This is a genomic window from Solwaraspora sp. WMMA2059 (assembly GCF_027497315.1).
Taxonomy (GTDB): domain Bacteria; phylum Actinomycetota; class Actinomycetes; order Mycobacteriales; family Micromonosporaceae; genus Micromonospora_E.
Genome location: NZ_CP114908.1, coordinates 5734256 through 5753216, shown reverse-complemented (window position 1 = coordinate 5753216; position 18961 = coordinate 5734256). Strand labels below are relative to the sequence as shown.

At 70.2% G+C, this 18961-nt stretch carries 22 protein-coding genes; 14 read left to right on the top strand and 8 right to left on the bottom strand.

Going from position 1 to position 18961, the window contains the following annotated elements; all coding sequences use genetic code 11:
* Positions 1-3 precede the first annotated feature (3 nt).
* From O7553_RS26495 to O7553_RS26450, 10 genes are all read left to right on the top strand, one after another.
* Positions 4-804 (top strand): ParA family protein, encoded by an 801-nt coding sequence (locus O7553_RS26495; RefSeq protein WP_281552293.1) that lies wholly within the window; start codon positions 4-6, stop codon positions 802-804.
* Complete coding sequence (locus O7553_RS26490; RefSeq protein WP_281552292.1) at positions 794-2584, top strand: ATPase, T2SS/T4P/T4SS family; 1791 nt, start codon at positions 794-796, stop codon at positions 2582-2584. The genes O7553_RS26495 and O7553_RS26490 overlap by 11 nt, the downstream gene beginning before the upstream one ends.
* On the top strand, positions 2581-3489 hold the full coding sequence (locus O7553_RS26485; protein ID WP_281552291.1) for a type II secretion system F family protein: 909 nt from the start codon (positions 2581-2583) through the stop codon (positions 3487-3489). Before O7553_RS26490 ends, O7553_RS26485 begins: the two co-directional genes overlap by 4 nt.
* A complete protein-coding gene (locus tag O7553_RS26480; protein WP_281555762.1) occupies positions 3489-4355 on the top strand; it encodes a type II secretion system F family protein in 867 nt (288 codons plus the stop codon). Before O7553_RS26485 ends, O7553_RS26480 begins: the two co-directional genes overlap by 1 nt.
* Positions 4356-4398: 43 nt before the next feature.
* Positions 4399-4641, top strand: coding sequence for a hypothetical protein (locus O7553_RS26475; protein WP_281552290.1), 243 nt, complete (start codon positions 4399-4401; stop codon positions 4639-4641).
* Positions 4642-4649: 8 nt separating this feature from the next.
* A complete protein-coding gene (locus tag O7553_RS26470; RefSeq protein ID WP_281552289.1) occupies positions 4650-5135 on the top strand; it encodes a TadE/TadG family type IV pilus assembly protein in 486 nt (161 codons plus the stop codon).
* Between the two features lie 2 nt (positions 5136-5137).
* Complete coding sequence (locus O7553_RS26465; protein ID WP_281552288.1) at positions 5138-5635, top strand: TadE/TadG family type IV pilus assembly protein; 498 nt, start codon at positions 5138-5140, stop codon at positions 5633-5635.
* Positions 5632-6102 carry a pilus assembly protein TadG-related protein gene (locus O7553_RS26460; RefSeq protein WP_281552287.1) on the top strand — a complete coding sequence of 157 codons (471 nt, stop codon included), beginning with the start codon at positions 5632-5634 and terminating at the stop codon, positions 6100-6102. The genes O7553_RS26465 and O7553_RS26460 overlap by 4 nt, the downstream gene beginning before the upstream one ends.
* A 32-nt stretch (positions 6103-6134) precedes the next feature.
* Complete coding sequence (locus O7553_RS26455; protein ID WP_281552286.1) at positions 6135-7337, top strand: LysM peptidoglycan-binding domain-containing protein; 1203 nt, start codon at positions 6135-6137, stop codon at positions 7335-7337.
* A 194-nt stretch (positions 7338-7531) separates the two neighbouring features.
* Entirely contained in the window at positions 7532-8047 is a 516-nt protein-coding gene (locus O7553_RS26450) for a HAMP domain-containing sensor histidine kinase (protein WP_281552285.1), read from the top strand.
* Here O7553_RS26450 and O7553_RS26445 read toward each other — a convergent pair.
* The 4 genes from O7553_RS26445 to O7553_RS26430 form a co-directional block, all read right to left on the bottom strand.
* Positions 7990-8841: a Rieske 2Fe-2S domain-containing protein gene (locus tag O7553_RS26445; RefSeq protein ID WP_281552284.1), complete on the bottom strand. Its 852-nt coding sequence runs from the start codon at positions 8839-8841 to the stop codon at positions 7990-7992. The genes O7553_RS26450 and O7553_RS26445 overlap by 58 nt on opposite strands.
* 160 nt (positions 8842-9001) lie before the next feature.
* Positions 9002-10303 (bottom strand): hypothetical protein, encoded by a 1302-nt coding sequence (locus tag O7553_RS26440; protein WP_281552283.1) that lies wholly within the window; start codon positions 10301-10303, stop codon positions 9002-9004.
* Positions 10304-10616: 313 nt separating this feature from the next.
* Positions 10617-10997 carry a PPOX class F420-dependent oxidoreductase gene (locus O7553_RS26435; protein ID WP_281552282.1) on the bottom strand — a complete coding sequence of 127 codons (381 nt, stop codon included), beginning with the start codon at positions 10995-10997 and terminating at the stop codon, positions 10617-10619.
* Between the two features lie 82 nt (positions 10998-11079).
* Positions 11080-11520 (bottom strand): DoxX family protein, encoded by a 441-nt coding sequence (locus tag O7553_RS26430; protein ID WP_281552281.1) that lies wholly within the window; start codon positions 11518-11520, stop codon positions 11080-11082.
* A 303-nt stretch (positions 11521-11823) separates the two neighbouring features.
* Here O7553_RS26430 and O7553_RS26425 point away from each other — a divergent pair, with 303 nt between their 5' ends.
* Positions 11824-12504, top strand: a complete 681-nt coding sequence (locus O7553_RS26425; RefSeq protein ID WP_281552280.1) for a hypothetical protein — start codon at positions 11824-11826, stop codon at positions 12502-12504.
* Between the two features lie 142 nt (positions 12505-12646).
* The gene (locus O7553_RS26420; protein ID WP_281552279.1) at positions 12647-13837 is read left to right on the top strand and encodes a hypothetical protein; all 1191 of its coding nucleotides are present in this window, start codon (positions 12647-12649) and stop codon (positions 13835-13837) included.
* 536 nt (positions 13838-14373) lie between these two features.
* On the opposite strand, the gene O7553_RS26415 is transcribed toward O7553_RS26420, so the two are convergent.
* Both O7553_RS26415 and O7553_RS26410 read right to left on the bottom strand, forming a co-directional pair.
* On the bottom strand, positions 14374-14559 hold the full coding sequence (locus O7553_RS26415; protein WP_278174709.1) for a DUF397 domain-containing protein: 186 nt from the start codon (positions 14557-14559) through the stop codon (positions 14374-14376).
* Positions 14559-15323 (bottom strand): helix-turn-helix transcriptional regulator, encoded by a 765-nt coding sequence (locus O7553_RS26410; RefSeq protein WP_278173021.1) that lies wholly within the window; start codon positions 15321-15323, stop codon positions 14559-14561. The genes O7553_RS26415 and O7553_RS26410 overlap by 1 nt, the downstream gene beginning before the upstream one ends.
* A gap of 254 nt (positions 15324-15577) precedes the next feature.
* Between O7553_RS26410 and O7553_RS26405 the strand changes: the two genes are divergently transcribed.
* Positions 15578-15868: a hypothetical protein gene (locus O7553_RS26405; RefSeq protein ID WP_281552278.1), complete on the top strand. Its 291-nt coding sequence runs from the start codon at positions 15578-15580 to the stop codon at positions 15866-15868.
* 22 nt (positions 15869-15890) lie between these two features.
* A complete protein-coding gene (locus O7553_RS26400) occupies positions 15891-16160 on the top strand; it encodes a hypothetical protein (RefSeq protein ID WP_281552277.1) in 270 nt (89 codons plus the stop codon).
* Between the two features lie 43 nt (positions 16161-16203).
* On the opposite strand, the gene O7553_RS26395 is transcribed toward O7553_RS26400, so the two are convergent.
* Positions 16204-17439, bottom strand: a complete 1236-nt coding sequence (locus tag O7553_RS26395) for a family 1 glycosylhydrolase (RefSeq protein WP_281552276.1) — start codon at positions 17437-17439, stop codon at positions 16204-16206.
* A gap of 112 nt (positions 17440-17551) precedes the next feature.
* On the bottom strand, positions 17552-18937 hold the full coding sequence (locus O7553_RS26390) for an NAD(P)/FAD-dependent oxidoreductase (RefSeq protein WP_281552275.1): 1386 nt from the start codon (positions 18935-18937) through the stop codon (positions 17552-17554).
* Between the last annotated feature and the right edge of the window lie 24 nt (positions 18938-18961).

Sequence of the window (18961 nt, the reverse complement as noted above, 5' to 3'; positions counted from 1 at the left end):
CGGATGGCCATCGTCGCGCTCGTCTCCGCCAAGGGTTCCCCCGGCGTCACCACCAGCGCGCTCGCCTGCACGCTCGCCTGGCACCACCGGGTGGTGCTCGCCGAGTGCGATCCGGCCGGCGGGACGTTGATGGCCGGCTACCTCGGCGGTGCCCTGGAGGGCCGGCGGGGGATCGGGGAACTGGCGGTCAGCGAGTTGCGCGACGGCAACCTGGAGGAGGCCTTCTGGAGCCAGTTGGTCGACCTGGACGCCCCCCGCCGGGAGCGGCTGCTGCTGCCCGGCGTGGTCGACCCGACGCAGATCGGCAGCGTCACCCCGCTGTGGCAACGGTTCGCCGACTTCTTCGTCGGCCTGGAACGCGGCCGTCCACCGTACGACGTGATCGTCGACTGTGGCCGACTCTACGTCGCTAATCCACCGTGGCCGATCCTGCGGGCGGCGACCGTCGTCCTGGTGGTGGCGGCCGCGCACCTGCCCGACCTGTCCAGCGCCCGGGCGGCGGTGACCACCATCGAGCGGGACTTCGCCGAGCACCGGGTGCCGCCCGGTTCACTGCGGCTGCTGCTGGTCGGTGACGGACACAGCCGCGCCGAGATCAGCAGGGCCCTGCAGTTGCCGGTGATCTCCCGGTTGCCGGCCGACCCCCGCACCGCCGAGGTGCTCAGCCACGGCGGCACGGTCAAGCTCAACCGGCCGCTGCTGCGGGCGGCCGGCGCGTTGGAGGTCCCGGTCCGTTCGCTGATCGAGCGACGGCAGGCCCGGCTGCGGTGGGCAACGCCGGAAGGGGTGCCGAATGCGATTTGAGCCAGTTCTGAGCGATCCCCGCGACGAGTCCGACGACACCGCCGGCCGGCCGCAGCGGCCGGCCCGGGACCGGCCGGACCCGCTCACCTCGATCACCCCGCCACTCGGTCCGAACGGCATTCCGGGCGAAGCCGCCCCCGGCGAAGCCGTACCGCCCGCCGCGACGCGGCACAGCGGCGTGCCGCTGCGTCCCGCGCAGCACGGCCACAGCGCGCGGCACAGTTGGCCCCTGGTCGTCCCGGTCAGCGCGCCGCCCACCGCCCGGCCCACGGGCGCACCCCGGCCCGGCATCCAGCCCGGTGCCGCCCCGGCCACCCTGCCGCCGACCGCGCTGGCTCCACCCACCACGCCGCCGGCCACCCCCGACACCACCGGCACCGGTGCGCTGGCCCGGCCGCGTACCGACTTCGCGCTGGTCCGCGAGCTGCGCCGGGAGCTCAGCACCCGGCTCACCCGCTGGCAGCGGGGTCGCGAGTTCACCATCGACGAGGAGGACGTCGAGCGGGCCCGGCTCGCCGTCGCGGTCGTCGCCGAGTACGCCGACCAGGTCCGCCGGGCCGGCACCCCGCTGACCGCGTACGAGGAACGGGTGCTGCTCGACCAGGTCACCGCCGAACTCGTCGGGCTCGGCCGGCTGCAGACCCTGCTGGTCGACGACACCATCGAAGAGGTTCACATCCTCGGCTGTGACCAGGTGCGGATCACCCGGCGCAACGGGCAGGTGGACTGGCACGCCCCGATCGCCGACAGCGACGACGAACTGGTGGAGATCCTGCAGGCGGCCGCCCGGCGGGCCGGGGCCACCGAACGGTCGCTGTCCACCTCGAAGCCGACGCTGGACCTGCAACTGCCCGACGGCAGCCGGCTGGCCGCCGTCTACCTGGTCAGCCACCGCCCGTACGCGGTGATCCGCAAGCACAACACTCTGGACATCAGCCTCGACGACGTGGCCGGCGGCCGGCCCGACCTGGACGAGATGATCGACGTGCTGGTCCGTGACTTCCTGCGGGCGTCGATGCGGGCCGGGCTGAACATCATGGTCGCCGGGCTGGCCGGGGCCGGCAAGACCACCGTGATCCGGGCGCTGATGGACGAGATCCCACCCGACGAGCCGTACGTGCTGCTGGAGGAGAGCCGGGAACTGCTGCCGGCCCGGCGTACCGATCGGCACCGGGCGGTGATGAGCTTCGAGGCCCGCGAGGGCCACGGCGAACGCGGTTTCGACGGCCGTCCGGCCGGTGAGGTGAGCATCGCCGACCTGATCCCGGTCTCGCTGCGGATGGGGGTACTGCGGATCATCGTCGGTGAGGTCCGGTCCCGGGAGATCGTGCCGATGCTGCAGGCGATGACGACCAGCCGTGGCTCGATGTGCACCATCCACGCCCGTACCCCGTCGGGGGTCGGCGAGCGGATCGTCGAGCTGGCCCTGTCGCACGGCCGGGAGATGACCGTCGACCAGGCCCGCCGGATGGCCGGCAACGCCCTCGACCTGATCGTCTACGTCACCGTCGAGGACGAGACCGGCATCGGCGGACGCAAACACCGGTTCGTCTCGCACGTCGAGGAGGTGATCGGGGTCGGCGAGGGCGGTCGGATCGCCACCACCACCGTCTTCGGCCCCGGCGCGGACGGCCGGGCGGTCCCCCGGCACCTGCCGGAACGAATCCGGGAGCAGCTGCTGCGGGTCGGCTACGACGCCCGGATGCTGTCCCGCTACATCGAGGCCGGCGTCGGTGCCTGGCGTCGGCCACGGCACACCGTCCTGCGGGGGCAGCGGTGAACCTGCCCGCCAACATCGAGATCATCGCGGTCATCGCCGGCGCGGCCTGCATCGGTGGCCTGGTCCTCGCCGTCGTCGCGCTGATCGGCACCAGCCGGCCACCCGGGCCGCCGTCGCGCGCCGGGCTGCTGGTGCGTCGGCTCTGGCTGGGCTCCGGCGCCAGCCGCCGTGAGCAGCGCCAGCATCAGGCGCTGCTGGTCGCCGCCGGGCTGGTCGGCGCGTTCGCCTTCCTGATCACCGGCCTGCCGGTGGCCGGCATCCTGGTCGCGGTCGCCGTGCCGGGGGCGCCGTGGCTGTTCAGCGTCGGCAAGGCGGAGCGGCGGGCGATCGCCCGGATCGAAGCCGTCGGCGAGTGGACCCGCCGACTCAAGGATGTCTCCGGCACCGGCCAGGGCCTGCAGCAGGCAATCATCGGCACGGTCAGCACCGCTCCTGAGCAGATCAACCCGGAGGTACGGGATCTGGCGTCCCGGCTACAGGCCGGCTGGCTGGGCCGGACCGCGCTGCTGACGTTCGCCGACGAGATCGGCGACCCGGTCTGCGACCAGGTCGTGGCGGCGTTGATCCTGCACCTCACCGACCGGGGCGAGCGGCTCGGTGACGTCCTGGGGTCGATCGCGAACGCGGCCGCCGCCGAGGTCGCCACTCGCCGCGAGGTGGAGGCCAAACGCACCCAGCCCCGGTTCGCGGTGCGGTTCCTGACCGTGATGACCCTGCTGGTCCTCGGGTACGGGCTGGTCAACCCGGACTACATGGCGCCGTACGGCACGCCGACCGGCCAACTGGTCATGGTCGCGCTGGGCGGCCTGTTCGTCGCGCTGCTCGTCTGGGTGCGGCAGATGAGCATTCCGCCCCGACCGGCCCGGTTCCTCGCCGCCCCGGACCCCGACGAGGTGCTGTCATGATCCTCAACTGGCAGTTGACCGTCGCGGTGGTCAGTGGAGCGCTGGTCGGCCTCGGGTTGTTCCTGCTGCTGCGGGAGACCAGCCCGGCCACGCCGGCCCTCTCGCCGGCGTTGCGCCGGCTGCACCACACCCAGGGCCGGCCGGGTGTGGTCGCCGCCGACAGCGATCTGGCCTGGCTGACCGGCGTGGTCCGGTGGCTGCGGCCACCGCACAAGGAACTCGCCCTGCTCGGCCGGACCCCGGAGCAGTACGCCCTGTCGCTGCTGCTGTCGGCGTTGATCGGGCTGGTCGCGCCACCGGTGCTGGGCATGGCGCTCGGCGTGGTCGGCATCGACCTGCCGGTCGCCGTACCGGTGGCCGCCGGCCTGGTGCTGGCGGCGGCGGCCGCGCTGATCGCCCACCAGGACGTGGTCAGCAAGGCCCGGCAGGCCCGGCGGGAGTTCAGCCGGGCGGTCTGCACCTATCTGGACCTCGTCGCGTTGCAGCTGTCCGCCGCGCACGGGCCGGTGCAGGCGTTGGAGCGGGCGGCGAAGGTGTGCGACGGCTGGGTCTTCGAACGGATCCGGGAGGCGCTGCGGCTGGCCCAGCTGCAGATGCATTCACCCTGGGACGAGTTGCGGGACCTGTCCGACCAGATCGGCGTACCGGAGCTCGGTGACGTCGGATCGATCATGCAGTCGTCGGGCACCGAAGGTGCCCAGGTGCACGAGACGTTGCGGAGCCGCGCCGACTCGTTGCGCGACCAGATCAGGACCGACAACCTGGCTCGGGCGGAGGCGGTCACCGGCCGGCTCGACATCCCGGGAGCATTCCTGGTTTTCGTCCTGATCGGATTCGTCCTCTATCCCTTCCTGGCCCGGATCTGACCGCCCGGCGGCCATCGGCCAGACCCCCGAAAGGACACCCACCATGCAGATATTCACCCGCCTCTACCTCGCGGTGGCCGACCGGATCGGCGAGCTGCGCGGCGCCGACGAACGGGACAGGGGCGACAGCCCGGTCCCCACCGCAGTGATCATCGTCGGCCTGGCGCTCGTCGCGATCGCCGTCCTCGCCTGGGCGTCGAACCTCGCGTTCGACTTCATGAACGCCAACCCGGACCCGTCGAGCGACCTGCCGGACTCGGGCAACTTCCCGGGCGGCGGCGATTGATCGGCGACATGTGCCGTCACTTCGCCGGCCGGGCGGGCCGGACCATCCCCACCCCGGTGGTCCGGCCCGCCCCCACCCCGGTGGTCCAGCCTGCCCGGGATTGGGGCGCGGCGCCGGTCGAGTTGGCCATCCTGTTGCCGGCGATCCTGCTGCTGCTGTTCGCCTCGATCCAGGTCGCCGCGCTGTTCCTGGCCCGTACCGTGGCGTTGAGCGCCGCCCAGCAGGCGGTCACCGCCGAACGCGGCTACGACGCGTTGGGCAGCGGCAACGCCGACACCGGGGTGGGTGCGCAACGCGCTGCCGCGTTCCTCGCCGACGCCGGCGACTGGCTCGCCCCGGACCCGCTGCCGGCGCCGTCGGTCGGCCCGGACGGGCGGTACGTGTCGTACACCGTCAGCGGTAAGGCACTGTCGCTGGTGCCGGGCGTGACGTTCACCGTCAGCGAGACCGCCAACGGCGAGATCGAGCGGTTCGAGCAGGTCGCGGGAGGCTGATCGTGCGGCGACGCCATGCGGGTTCCGGCCAGGGCTCCGGCCAGGGCTCCGGCCGGGGCCGCGACCGGGGGTCCGTCTCGGTGGAGGTGGCCATCCTGACCCCGGCGTTCCTGCTGCTGGTCGTCGTCGCCTGGGTGACCGGGCGGACCGTGCTGGCCCGCAACGCCCTGGACGCGGCGGCGCACGACGCCGCCCGCGCCGCCTCCATCTCCCGGTCCGTGGCCGAGGCGCAGACCAACGCCGAGTACGCCGCGCAGCAGCGCCTCGACTGGGAGGGCATCGCCTGCACCGGGGAACCGGCCGCCGACTTCGCCCCGAACGGGGTGGACACCCTGACCAATGCGTTCGCCACCGCGCCCGGCAGCACCACCGCGCTGATCCACGTCCGGGTGAGCTGCACGGTCCAGTTCGGCGACCTGGGGCTGCCCTGGGTGGCGCAGGACCGGCTGCTCAGCGCCGACTTCCGTTCCCCGCTGGACCGCTACCGGGGGCGGGGATGAGCCGCCAGCGGCCGGGCGGAAGCCGCCAGCAGCCGGGCGTCGACGGCGGTGCGTACGATCACCGCGACGCGGGGCGGGTGAGTGTCTTCCTCGCCGTGGCCTTCCTCGCCGTGGCCACCGTCCTCGGGATCACCGTGGACGCCGCCGGCAAGTACCGCACCAAGCAACGGGCGGACAACCTGGCCGCTGAGGCGGCTCGCACCGGCGGGCAGCAGATCGACATCGGTCTGGCGGTCAGCGGGGAGGGCCAGTTCATCGACGTCCCGGCGGCCACCGCCGCAGTCGACCACTACTTCGACGACCTGCCCGGGGTGACCGGGTACACGGTCGAGGTCGCCCCCGATCAGCAGCAGATGACGGTGACCGTCGACATGACCTACGAGACCACCATGCTCAGCCTCTTCGGTTTCCCGCCGGGGATCCCGGTGACCGGGCAGGCCACCGCCGTGCTCCGGACCGACCCGTGACGGGAAGCTGACCCCTCGAGAGGAGCGGCACAATGCGCGCGACCCGCGTTTCCCCCGTCCGGCGGCTCGGGCAGGTCCTCACCGGCCTGGGTGCGCTGACCGTCCTGTTGATCCTGCTCGCCGGCGCACCGGTCGCGCTGATCGCGTTCGCCGGCAACCCGCTGCCCGACCACCTGCCCGGCATCGACGAGATCGGCACCGCGCTGACCAGCCGCGACGGTGGACAGTTGTTCATCCGGGTGTTGGCGGTTGCCGGCTGGTTGGGCTGGGCGACGTTCCTGCTGTCGGTGCTGGTGGAGGTGCCGGCCCGACTGCTGCGCCGGCCGGCGCCGAAGCTGCCCGGCATGGGCCGGCAGCAGCGGGTCGCCGCCGCACTGGTCGGATCGATCTCGTTGATCCTGGTCGCCGGTCCGGCGGCGGCGTTCGCCGCACCGGGGCCGGTCGAGGCGACCTCGGCGGCGGCGGTGGTGGGCACCGGGTTCGGCAGCGCCCCTGAGCTTGCCGCGCCCGCCGGCCAGCAGGCGACACCGAACCAGCTCGTCGGTGCCAGCGGGCGGTCCGCCGCGCCGGCACCGGCCGCAGTCGGCTCGCCGGCCCCGCTGGTCTCGCCAGCGGCGTTGCACACGCTCGCCGCAGCCCCCACCGGACCGGGCGCCGACGGCACAGCGCCGACGGATCAGCCGGACCAGCCGGCGGAGTCGGCCGTGTACCGGGTCGCCAAGGGCGACTACCTCGGCCACATCGCCGACCGCTACCTCGGCGGGTTCAGTGACTACCGGGAGCTGGCCGACCTCAACGAAATCGACGACCCGGACCGGATCCGGGCCGGCCAGCTGCTGCGGTTGCCGGCCGAGGCGACGGACACCGGTGTACGGCCGCACGCCACCGGCACGGTCGTCACCCCGGCGGTGACGTCCACGACGGAACAGCCCACGCCGTCGCAGCCGACGCCGGAGCAGCCGGCGGCTCCGCAGACCCCGCCGCCGGTCGATGTACCGTCAGATGCCGACCGCCCCGCCTGGCAGGTGGACAACGACGCCACCGGCAACCTCGGCGGCGGCGTCTCCGCCGGCCGGTCCGGCCCGGAGCAGAACCTGAACCGTCCACTCGCGGTGACTGCGGTGATCACCGCAGCGAGCATCGTCGGCGCGCAGATCGGCACCATGCTCGGGTTGAAACGGCGTACCGCCGGAACGTCCGGCGAGACCGGCCGGCACCGCCGCGACCGGGGCTGACCCGGGTCGGCACCGCCGCGACCGGGGCTGACCTGAGCCGGCACCGCCGCGACCGCGCCGGTCTCCGGCTGCTCAGCCGCCGCCCGGCCGGAGCTGCCGCTTGTCCGGCTTGCCGCTCGGCCCGACCGGCACCACGTCGATGAAGGTGACGGTACGGGGCCGGCTGGCCTGGCCGAGCCGACCGGGTGTCGGACGTGCCGGTCGACCTGGCAACCGTCGTCGAGAACGCGGTCCTCGCCGAGAGCGACCGGGCACAGGAGTACGGCGTGGTCATCGCCCTGGACCGGTCGGACGGTCCGCTGCCGGTGGCCGGGGTCTCCTCGGCGCTGCGCAGGGTGGTGTCCGACCTGCTGACCAACGCGTTGCGGCATTCCCGACCGGGCGGGCGGATCGACGTCGCCGTCTGCCGTGCCGCTGCCGGCGACACGATCAAACTGACCGTCGCAGACACCGGCGACGGCTTCGACCCCGACGAGCGCATCTTCGACCGGTTCCATCGCGGAGCCGGGTCGGACCGGCTGCACATCGGCCTGGGCCTGGCGCTGCTGCGCGAGGTGGTGACCGCGCACCGTGGCACCATCGAGGCCGCCGGCCACCCCGGTGCCGGTGCGAAGTTCACCGTACGGTTGCCGGCTGCCGCGGCACTGCCGGGTCAGGGCAGCTGGGCCTGCACGACCCCGGCCACCACCCGGCTGCGCAGCACCTGCTGATCAGTGGCGGCCGGGCCGTGGGCGACGGTGCCGTCGGTGAGCCGGAACGCGCTGCCGTGCCACGGGCAGACCACACAGGCGTGGCCGTCCGCGCTGATCACCTCACCCTGGTCGAGGGGGCCGTTCTGGTGGGCGCAGTGGGCCAGCAGCACCGTGACGTCCTCGCCGTGCCGGTAGACCAGCACCGGCACGTCGTCCACCTGCCGGCTGATCATTCCCGCTTCGGGCAGGTTGGCGAACTCGGCGATCGGGTGCCAACCGGCGGAGATCCGATGCAGCTCGGGCACCGCGTGGTTGACCCCGGCGGCCTGCTTGTAGGCGAGATGACCGCCGAGGAAGCCGCCGGCACCGACCGCGGCGAGGCCGAGGAATCCGAGCGTACGGCCGGTCTGGTGCCGGCCGCGTAGCCGGGCGACCAGCGATCCGGTGTAGCAGGCCACGCCGACGGTGTTGGCGATCGCGTGCACCAGACCGATCCGGCGCTGCTCGCGGGACAGGCTCGCCCAGTCGTTCGCCCCGGTGACCGCCGCCGGGATCGCGGCGGCGGTGCCGACGCCGACCAGGGTGGTCGCGGCCCGTCGCTGGCCGGGCAGCATGTCGAGTACGGCGGCGCTCAGCCAGGCACCCATCGGCACCTGGATCAGCACCGGGTGCAGTGGATGCCCCAGCCACACCCCGTGCAGCAGGTCGCGGACCCGTTCGTTGCTGATCCGCCGCTGGACGCCTTGTTGCAGCCGGTCGCCGATCCGGTCCAGCCCGGTCGCCTGCTCGATCTTCATCAACAGTGCCCGCATCGTCCCGACGTTCCCGCCAGACGCACCACCAAACTTCGACGGTCTTGCGTATGACGAGCCAGCTGGAGCTCTACGGAACGCGGTCCGTCGCGTCGAGGTAGCTGCGGAGTAGCGCCCGGTCGGCGGCAGATCCGGATGCACTTACTACGGGTGTTCCTGATCAAGGTTTCTCTTTGCTTCCAAGTTGCCGCTGGGACCGCTCGGCGACCTCCCCGGACACCCTACCCATCATCGATCTTGCCCGGCCGAGAGCCTGCATACCGAAACGACCAGCGGCACCCACACCCTCCGCCCCAGTTTCAAAAACCTTGCCCTTCACCTCAGCGCCGGTATCGAGAACCCTGGCGCCCACCTCGGACCCGGTCTCAAGGACCTTGTCGCGCGCTTCCACAGCCGCGTCGAGCCATCGCCGGGCATCCCAAGACCGGCCGTCGCGTTCAACGCCGAGCCTGCTGTTGAACTCGACGACAATCGTTGCGACGTGATTGGTCGACCGCACCACGGCGCGCGATGATGTCGGGTTGAGTAGCACCTTCGCGTTGGCGGTGCCGGCGGCCGCGTCCATCCGGGCCATCAGGCGCTCGGTGGTACGGAAGATGAGCTCGAGGCGCTTCTGCCGGGCGATCCGGATGGCGAAGCGATGTTCTTCCAACTCATACGCGGACGCGCCCAGCACGCGATCGAGTTCGAGCACGGCGACCGCGTCTTGGAGTTGGAAGCAGCGGGCCAGGACAGCGAGCCACTCCTGGACCTTGATCTCGGCTTCCTTCGACGTCGTGGCCAGGTCACCGACGTTTGCGGTCTCGAGTCTTTCGGCGATGGCATCGAGCTGCCGCAACGCGTACGCCTGGGTCCGAGCCAGTGGCACCGGCGTTGCCTGCACCTTTGACCAGGTGACCTCGGAAACCCTGCCCACTTGCTCCCGGATCGTCAGGGCCTCGTCGATGACGAGCTCTACCCCGACCATGTCGGCCACCACCGCGTCGGTCTGAGCGCGGAGCACGGCGTCGACTTTCGCGTCGATCACGGCGAGATAGTCGGTGATCTCGTCCATGCTCTGTTTCATCGCGAGCTGTGCCATGAGGCCGGCGGCACCGGTCAGGATCGCCGGGTTCGTCAGCATCGCGCTCGGTGTCTGCACGATCTCGAGCAGGCCGGTGATCCTGCCGTGGTCGGTCAGCACGGCACGGCTGAGACCGTTCTCCGAGCCGCTCATCAGGTTGTACTTCTTCATCGCCTGGGCGGACTCCGCAGACAGTTGGACCCATCGGCCGGACTGCTCGGAGATCTCAGCCCCGGCTTTGGCGATCTTGGATCCGGCACCGAGGGCGCCGCTGAGCCGTTTCAGCCCGAGGTCTTTCGACGGCAGCCGCTCCGCAGTGAGGAAACGATCGACAGCCGTCGGGTGCCCGATGACCGCCAGGCCATCGCCGTCACTGATCAGCTGAATCTCGTTCTCCAACGCATTGCTCCTTGAAGTAGGGTACGGATCGGCATCACGCTATGTCGTCTTCACCAGCCTTACCATGGTCCGCTCGTCTCGATTCCCTCGGAAGTGGACGATGTCTTGCAGGTACGCCTGCCTTGAGCTACGGCGCTCGTACTACTCGCGGTGACTTTCTGACGGCGACGACGCGCTGATCTCGGCCTGTGTGGCGTCGGCCGGTATGGGAGGTCCAACCAGGGAGCCTGACGGCCCCCGGTTGGCTGGCCTGCATGGGCGGCGACAGCTCCGGAGCTGTCTAGCTCGGTCACGGGTCGGAAAGTCGGGTCGATCAGAACGACACGATGATGCCGACCATCGGGGGGCGGCGTACCCGGAGCAGGCGAGCGAACCAGTTCCCTGCCCGTGCCATGAAGTACCGGCGGGCCAGTAGCTTGCGGGCCAGCGCCGTCCCGTCGCCGTCCAGTAGCCGGGCCGTTCCCGTCACACTCGGCGCGTCCGGTGCCACCGCCCCGCGTAGGGAACACGGCTGCACCCGAACGTGCGGGTTGTTCCGGATTCGTTTGACCTTGCCCGAGCCCGCTTCGGTCACGATCCAGAGTTCGCCACCGTGCGGTACGTGCCAGACCGGTGTGGCCACCGGGGCGCCGTCCTTGCGGTAGGTGGTCAGGCTGACGTACCGGCTACTGGCGATCTCATTGGCCGCGGTCACCAGGCCAGCGTAGCGAGTCGTGTCCGGGCCGCGCCCGCTGATCAAGCAGACATGCAGCCCGTCGAAAGTGGTCATCCGCTGGTCAGAGTGCGGCGGCGACGCAGGAGGCGACGAAGAGCACCTGCAGTAGCGTGCGCGGAACCAGGGGCGTGACCGGCCGATCGGCAATCTTCAGCTGACGCCGCGCCGCCGACACGTTGGCTGGGAACATCGCCAGGAGGAGGAGCGCGAGACAGATCGCCGCGACCGGTGCGGTCGACGGGAACGCTAGGCCGACGGCTCCGACCATCTCCAGAACCCCGGTGATGGTGACCAGCAGCGGTGCCCGGGGCAGCCGAGGTGGCACCATCGCGATGAGCGAGTCGCGCCGCTTCGCACTGAAGTGGGCCACACCGGTCAGCACAAACATGAGGGCCAGTCCGCCACGCAGCGCCGGCTGCCAGCCGTCGAGCGCGTCGATGCCGAGCAGTCCAGCCATGCGCAGGACCAGCCAGCCGCCGATGAGGGCGATCAGGGGAGCCATCGTGTACCTCCATGACTTGTCACTGACAAGATATCGTCCAGGGCGGACATCTTGTCAATGACAAGTTTGGCTTGCCGCATGAGTCCGTACCCTGACGGAAGGCCGAGAAGAGCAGAGCATCGCGTACCGACAATCTCCCGCCTGAGCTCGGCCTGGACCTATCGGCCGCCGCCCGAGCTTGACCCGGAGCACGGGTCGTGCCGTCCTGCCTCGCAAGGTGGTGGCCAGTTCATCGACCAGGGTCGCCTTGTCGGCCGCGGAGGGGGCCGCGGGGAGGGGCACGTCCGCAAACCGTTCGCGGAGGTGGCCGTCGTCGTCCTGCGACGACTCGACACCATCGGCAAGGTCGTGCCTCGATTGCCGCCTGTGACTCGGTGTGACGCCCGACGGCGGCAGATGCGGATGCTTCATCAGAGGCTGCCTCACCGCGAGGACTACGGTGGTGGTGTGCAGATTCCCCATCTCGGTACGGTGACGAAGACCGCCGAGCCGGGCTGGTATCGCAGTGCGCCGATACCGGTGCCGGTGTTGGGCGGTGGGTCTTGCCGCATCCGGGTCGACGGCTACGACGACGACCCGGCGCAGGAGGACTTCCACGCCGCGATTCGCAACTTCCTCGCGCTTGACCGATCGGCGTTGGCGGTGGCTGCGCCATCGATCTACGCCTACTACCGCGATGTCGCGGATGACCTCCTGGCCGCCGGCGACGACGAGTGGCACGTTGAGATCAGCGGCCCCGACGAGGTCCTGGCCCATGTCCAGCTTGGCAACGAGCCGATCGTCGTGCGCGACCCCTACGACGATCGCCGCGTCTATGTCTCGATCGGGGGCGAGTGTGCCTGGGAACCTGAGCACGGCCTGCAGATCGTGTTCCGCGACGGTGTCACAGTGACCAAGGTGGGACCGTACGATGGACACCTCACCAACTCGGCCGCCTACGCCGACGACGAACTCGATGGCGTCGTCTACCACAGTTCCCGGTAACGGTGTAGCTGGACCCCCTCGGATCCCCTGAACGCCCGATCCGCAGCAGATCCAGACAGCAGCGGCAGGTCGGCGAGTTCAAGGTCATATCCGCTGGCCCGGTAGCCCGTCCATGAGCGATTCTCACCGGTACGATGCGCCGGTGGAAATCTTGGCGCAGATGCGGTCCGTAACCACGCTCGAACGGTTGCTCTGCCATCCCAGGCTGCCGTTGATAGCCGGTTGGGAGACCGAACGCCCGGCGATCCGGATCTGGGAGTACACGGTCGGGCAGTTGCGCGAGGTTGGCGGTGTCGGTGCAGATTCGGCCGTCTACGACGCCCCCGACTATGCCCGGCGCAAGCGGACACCCTCCGCCGCCTGGCATCCGGACGAGCCGCAGCTGATCGTAGCGGACGGTAACAGTACGACCTGCTGGACTCCTTTGGGCATCACCACAATCGATGGCGTTCCGCCGACTGAGTACCAACGGGAAGTGGCATTCGGTCCGGACGGTCAGACGCTCTGGTTGTCGCCCAGCGGCGGAGAGAACGGCTGGGAGTCCTCCATCGCGCTCGACCTCGCCTCCGGCGCAACCGCAGTCGGCCCGCGCTGGGACACCGGAGTCGCGGCGTATCCGGGCGGTGGCCTCTTAGCCACTCTACAAAGCGAGCAGGGTGCCACGCTGGTGCTCTTCTCTCGGGATGAGCCGGTGCTGCGGCCATTGCGGCGGGTGTTGGTCCTCGACTGCGACGGATACGAGACACCTATCTTCAGCCCGGATGGGCGGTATTTCGTAGTGCGGGGCAACGCCTACGAAGAATCGCTGGAGGTGTTCGAGTTTCCTTCGCTGCGTCGCGTTCTCGGCCTGACACTCGGGGACCCAAGTCCGGAGTACCCGTACCCGCAGGAGCGGGTGGACAATATGCGCGCCTGGTCGCGCCACAACGTCGCGTTCGGGCCAGCTCCGGGTGTTCTCTGGATCGGTACGCCGGAGGGTGCCGTCATCGAGTTCGAGATCGACGGGAAAAGGGCGGCCGAGTTTGATGCGCTGCCCGGGTCGATGGTGACGGCCCTGGCGGCCGCCGCTACAGGCGAGTTGATCGTTGCCGGCCGCGACGGCACGCTTCTGGTGCTGTCGGGGGGACGGGCCGGCCCAGCCGAGGCATCAACCGCCGCAGTAACCGAGTTCCTTGCCGGCACCTCTGAGGCTTCGGTCATCGACATGAACCAACTTGACCTCACCGATGGAAACCGGATCTGGCAGCCCAGCGATCTGCAAACGGTCACCGACGCATCAGACAGCGACCCGTCATGGCTGAAGATCCGGGCTGCCATGAACCGGCTTACCTAACCTCAACGCGAAGACGTCGCGCCGAGTTGCGCATCGCGGTTTGGTGGTCGGCAGCGAGAAACGACATCACCATCGGCGTGGGCTGTGGTCGGGTCGCGCAAACGATTGCCAGCGGGGCACCTGTACGAACATCGGGATGATCAGCTGTGCTGATCTCGGCGCGTCCGGAGCCGGCAGCTGGCACCGCCATCACCCGTTGGGACGATCGGTTCGCGGCGTGAGCGGATCTCGCTGTACCGCCCCGGCACCGTCGACCGCCGGAGCAGCGCGTGGTGGCAGGTTCAGATCCGGACGCCCGCGATCGGCGACGCTGCTTCGAGTGGAGGGCTCAGGCACGTTACTCGCGCGAATAACGTGCCTGAGCCCTCCACTCGACGGCGCACCGAGACTCGGGACCGAGACTCGATAGACCGAGATGCGCGATTTGCGGTCACGCTACGCCAGCGGTCCGGCGGGCGTACGGGACGGCTCCATCCCCTGAGACCAGGGCAGGCGCTTCTCGATATTGTCGGCGGAGGAGTGGTAGGCGCGGCTGGTCAGTGGTGGTGCTTGGCCAGCTCGACGAAGGAGCGCCAGGCGGACGGGCCGAAGGCCAGGGTGCCGCCGTCGCGGTCCTTGGTGTCCCGGACCAGCACCCGGCCGGGCAGGTTGTCGGCCACCTCGACGCAGTTGCCGGATGCACCGTTCGACCGCGACGACTTCCGCCATGCTGGTTCATTGATCACTGGATCATCCTTAACATCAGGTCTCGGGTCTGGTCGGCGGACAGCGCCAACTCGTTGACTGCCTCCCAGATTAGTTCCAGTTCGAGTACGTCACCAGCGGTGGTGGCGAGGCGTCCTCGCAGCAGATCGTCCAGATAGCCGACCCGCCTCCCGTCGCTCATGGTGGCCAGCGCCAGAGGTCCGCTGAGGCCAGCGTGGAGGCCGGCCGACTCGGGGACCGCACGGATCCGGATGGTTGGCCGGTGCCCGAGGTCGACCAGGTGGGCAAGCTGGTCCTTCATCACCTCGCGCGGACCACGACGCAACGCGGTCTCCTCGACCAGGACCACCAGGTCCACCGGGGGATCGCGGTCCAGCACCGCGCGTTGCCGCTCCTGACGGGTCGCGATCACCTCCTCGAGCCGGCCCCGGTTGGACGGCACGCCCGTGAAGACCTGCCGCATGTACGCCTCGGTCTGCAGCAGCCCAGGAACCAGGGTCGGCTCCCAGGCCCGTAGCAGCACCGCGCGTCGCTCGTGGTCGACCCAGGAGCGCAGCCAAGGTTGGCGGTCCTCTCTGCCCTCTCTCGACAGCTGCTGAAGCTGGTCACCGGAGTTCAGTAACTTGTCGAGATCCTTCGCGGTGTCCTCCTTGGGCACCAGCCGGCCGGTCTCGAAGCTGGCGATGAGCGACTTCGACACGCCTACCGCTTTGGCCAGCTGGGTCTGGTTCATGCGCTGGGAAAGCCGGAGCCGCCGAAGCTCAACAGGCAGTTCAGTCATGTTTATAACCTCCAATAACTCGGGCTCATCTTTACCTCTGTGACTTTCATATTGCCCTATGTTCGGGCAGGAGTCCAGGGTGGATCACGACGGGAAAGCGACTCGATGAGTGAGGGGGTCGACGGTGGAGGTGGGGGCGCTCGTCGGGGCGGCGCTGCTCGGCTTCTGCGCCGGGCTGTGGTCGTTCAAAGTGAAATCCAGATGGTGCCCCAGCTGCGGGCGTGCGACCTGGCCGATGGAGCGGGGCGCCGACGGTGTCCAACGGCCACGCGGCGATGGAAGGCCCGATGGGTAGCCGGCTGCTGCGGACGCCGGAGCCGAAACCAGGGGACGTGCTGTTGATCGGCCAGGAAGCGAGCATGCAGTTCGCCGGCGACCGGAGAATTCGATTTCGCGTGATCTCGGTGGACCGGAAACCGACCTACGACGGCTGGGTCTGGCTCACCGGCTACGTCATAGACGAACGCGGGTACGCAGCCGAGCGGCGGGAGATATTCGTGCAACGCGACGGACTCTACCGACTGGCCAAACGGCAGTCGACATAGCAATTGATCAAGGAGAGAAAAGATGATCACCGAGATGGTACGTGACTGGTGGCTGCGCTGGCTCGACTGGCGCTCCGGCCGGTCCACGGCGTCCAGGCGACTCGAATACCTGCGCCGCGAACGGCACGGACAACACCAACGCGGCCGTACGACGGCCCGGCACCGTCGACTCGACGGAAACCGGGGACGCCACTGGTCGACGGAGGCTACCGTCCTGGTCCCGACGCTGCGTCCACTGATGACCTACGGCCAGCAACTCGGCTACCGGCTGCCGCCGCACCGGGTGAGCTGACCGGCGGGGTCCCGCCGGATGATGAGTGGAGGGTGCTGGATGATCAGGGCAGGGCGCGGCTGGTCGCGACGGCGGCGTACCGGGCGGTGCTCGGCTTCGGGGTCCGCGCGAACGTCTCCCGGTCGACGATGTGCAGGCCGAAGTGGAAACGGTAGCCGGCTGCCCACTCGAAGTTGTCCAGCAGCGTCCAGTGGCAGTAGCCGAGCACCGGGACGCCGTCGTCGATCGCGTCGAGCAGGCCGGCCAGCGACGGCTCGATGAAGGCCGCCCGCAGGGCGTCGTCGTCGACACCGACACCGTGCTCGGTCACGAGGACCGGCACCCCGCTGACCTGGTACGCGTACCGCACGGCACCGCCGAGTGACGTCGGGTCGATCGCCGAACCCAGCTGGTGCAGGGTGGCGTCCGGCGGTGGCGGCAACAGCCCGGTTGCGTCGTACACCGCGCTCTCGTAGTTCTGGATGCCGATGAAGTCGTCGTCGCGGGCCAGCCGCAGCCAGTGGTCGTACACCTCGGCGCGCTTTCGGTCGCGCAGCGTCGCGTCGTCGCCGGCCACCCGGTCGTCCACGATGGCGATGGACAGCCCCACCGGCAGGTCGGGCCGCCTGGCCTTGATCGCCGTACGGGCGGCGAGATGACCGGCCGTCATGCCGTCGCGCATCGCGTCGAACTCCTCCGGAAGCATGATGTTGCTGACCCGGTAGCGGGGCACCCCGGCGGCCGCGCCGGCCGCCTCCAGGGTGGCCCGTTCCAGTTTCCGGTCCGACTCGGGCACGTCGGTCCAGGAGAGCAGCTGCGGCAGGTTCGGCTCGTTGAGGGTGACGGCCATGGTGATCCGGTCACCGAAGTGGCGCATCACCTGGTCGCAGTAGCGGGCGAACAGCTCGGGAGCGGCCGGGTCCAGCCAGCCGCTGCGCGCGGCGAACCAGTGCGGGCAGGTCATGTGGTTGAGCGTCACCACCGCGGCCAGGCCCCGCCGCGAGCAGCTGTCGACGATCGCCGCGTAGTGGTCCAACGTCTCGGTGGAGAAGCTGCCCTCCTCTGGCTCGACCCGGGCCCACTCCACGGAGAACCGGAAGGCACCCAGCCCCATCGCCTGCACCAGGTCGAGGTCCGTCCGCCACAGCTGCCAGCTGTTGCAGGCCCGGCCGGACCGCTCGGCGAAGACCGTCGGCGCGACGTTCTCCAGGAACCAGGTGTCGCTGCTGGTGTTGTCACCCTCGGTCTGGTGACCGGAGGTGGCGACACCGAAAAGGAAGCCGTCCGGGAAGCATCTCATGGATGGACATCATTCCGTGGCCGGCTCAAGATCACATGACGAAGAACTGGGATGCCACCGGCGTGTCGCCCGAACTTTCGTCAAGTGATCATGGAGTCAAGTGATCATGGAGTCAGGTGAGCTGCTGTACGGCGGACTGGATGGCGCGGTGCACCGTCGGGTACGCGTAGATCATGTGTCGCAGGCTGGTCAGCGGCACTTCACCGTGCACCGCCACGGCGAGCGCGCCGAGCACCTCGCCGCCGGTCGGTCCCGCCGAGGTCGCCCCGACCAGCACCCCCCGGTCGGCGTCGGCGACCAGCTTGATGAAACCGTCGTTACCCGGCCCATGGATCCAGCCACGCGACGACTCGGCGACGTCGGTCACCGCCACCGCGACGTTCACGCCCTGCTCGCGGGCCTGGCGTTCGGTCAGGCCGACCGCGCCGATCTCCGGGTCGGTGAAGGTGACCCGGGGGACCGCCCGGTACTCGGCCGCCGGCCCGCCCTGGTCGAGGATGTCGCGCACCGCCACGTCCGCCTGGTACATGGCCAGGTGGGTGAAGGCACCGTGGCCGGCGACGTCACCGACCGCCCACAGCCCGTCGGCGCCCGGCATCCGTTCGTCGGCGACCCGCATCCGCTCGTCGACCGGCAGGTGCCGGGCCGCCGGGTCCAGTCCGACGGTGTCGAGGCCGAGTCCACCGAGGTCGCTGCGCCGACCGGTGGCGACCAGCAGCCGCTGCCCGCTCTCCGGGCCGCCCTGCGACAGGTGTACGGCGAAGGTGTCGTCGCGGTGCTCGACCCACTCGGCGCGGCTGCCGAGCCGCAGCCGGATCCCGTCGTCACCGAGGGCGCGGGCGGCCAGCGCCGACGACTCCGGCTCCTCCCGGGACAGCAGCCGCTCGCCGGGCTCGACGATGGTCACCCGTACGCCGAACCGGGCGAAGACCTGGGCCAGCTCCAGCCCGATCGCGCCGCCGCCGAGCACGACCAGCGACTCAGGCAGCTCGGTGACCTCGATCGCTTCCTTGTTGGTCCAGTACGGCGTGCCGGACAGTCCGTCGATCGGCGGCACCACCGGCACGGTGCCGGTGGCGAGCACCACCCCTCGGCGGGCGGTGAACACCTGCCCGTCGACGTCGACCCGCCGGGGTCCGGTGAGCCGGGCGGCACCGTGCAGCACCCGTACCCCTTTGCCGGTGAGCCGGTCGACGGCGGCCGTGTCCGACCAGTCGGCGGTGGCCTCGTCGCGGATCCGTCGGGCCACCGGCGTCCAGTCCGGACGGATGTCGGCGGTGCCGGCCAGGCCGTCGATCCGGCGGCCCTCAGCGAGCGCGTTCGCCGCCCGGATCATCATCTTGCTCGGTACGCAGCCCCAGTACGGGCACTCGCCGCCGACCAACCGGCGCTCCACACCGACCACGTCCAGCCCGGCCTGGCTGAGCCGGCCGGCGACCTCCTCACCGGCCACGCCCAACCCGACGACGACGACGTCCACCTGTTGCGGCTCACTCATCCGGCCAGCATGTCACCACCGCCG

Coding starts and splice junctions, on each gene's coding strand:
- O7553_RS26395 (WP_281552276.1), bottom strand. CDS start 17,439: ATGAGATGCTTCCCGGACGGCTTCCTTTTCGGTGTCGCCACCTCCGGT.
- O7553_RS26495 (WP_281552293.1), top strand. CDS start 4: ATGGCCATCGTCGCGCTCGTCTCCGCCAAGGGTTCCCCCGGCGTCACC.
- O7553_RS26410 (WP_278173021.1), bottom strand. CDS start 15,323: ATGACTGAACTGCCTGTTGAGCTTCGGCGGCTCCGGCTTTCCCAGCGC.
- O7553_RS26390 (WP_281552275.1), bottom strand. CDS start 18,937: ATGAGTGAGCCGCAACAGGTGGACGTCGTCGTCGTCGGGTTGGGCGTG.
- O7553_RS26445 (WP_281552284.1), bottom strand. CDS start 8,841: ATGCGGGCACTGTTGATGAAGATCGAGCAGGCGACCGGGCTGGACCGG.
- O7553_RS26400 (WP_281552277.1), top strand. CDS start 15,891: ATGATCACCGAGATGGTACGTGACTGGTGGCTGCGCTGGCTCGACTGG.
- O7553_RS26475 (WP_281552290.1), top strand. CDS start 4,399: ATGCAGATATTCACCCGCCTCTACCTCGCGGTGGCCGACCGGATCGGC.
- O7553_RS26455 (WP_281552286.1), top strand. CDS start 6,135: ATGCGCGCGACCCGCGTTTCCCCCGTCCGGCGGCTCGGGCAGGTCCTC.
- O7553_RS26470 (WP_281552289.1), top strand. CDS start 4,650: ATGTGCCGTCACTTCGCCGGCCGGGCGGGCCGGACCATCCCCACCCCG.
- O7553_RS26430 (WP_281552281.1), bottom strand. CDS start 11,520: ATGGCTCCCCTGATCGCCCTCATCGGCGGCTGGCTGGTCCTGCGCATG.
- O7553_RS26460 (WP_281552287.1), top strand. CDS start 5,632: ATGAGCCGCCAGCGGCCGGGCGGAAGCCGCCAGCAGCCGGGCGTCGAC.
- O7553_RS26490 (WP_281552292.1), top strand. CDS start 794: ATGCGATTTGAGCCAGTTCTGAGCGATCCCCGCGACGAGTCCGACGAC.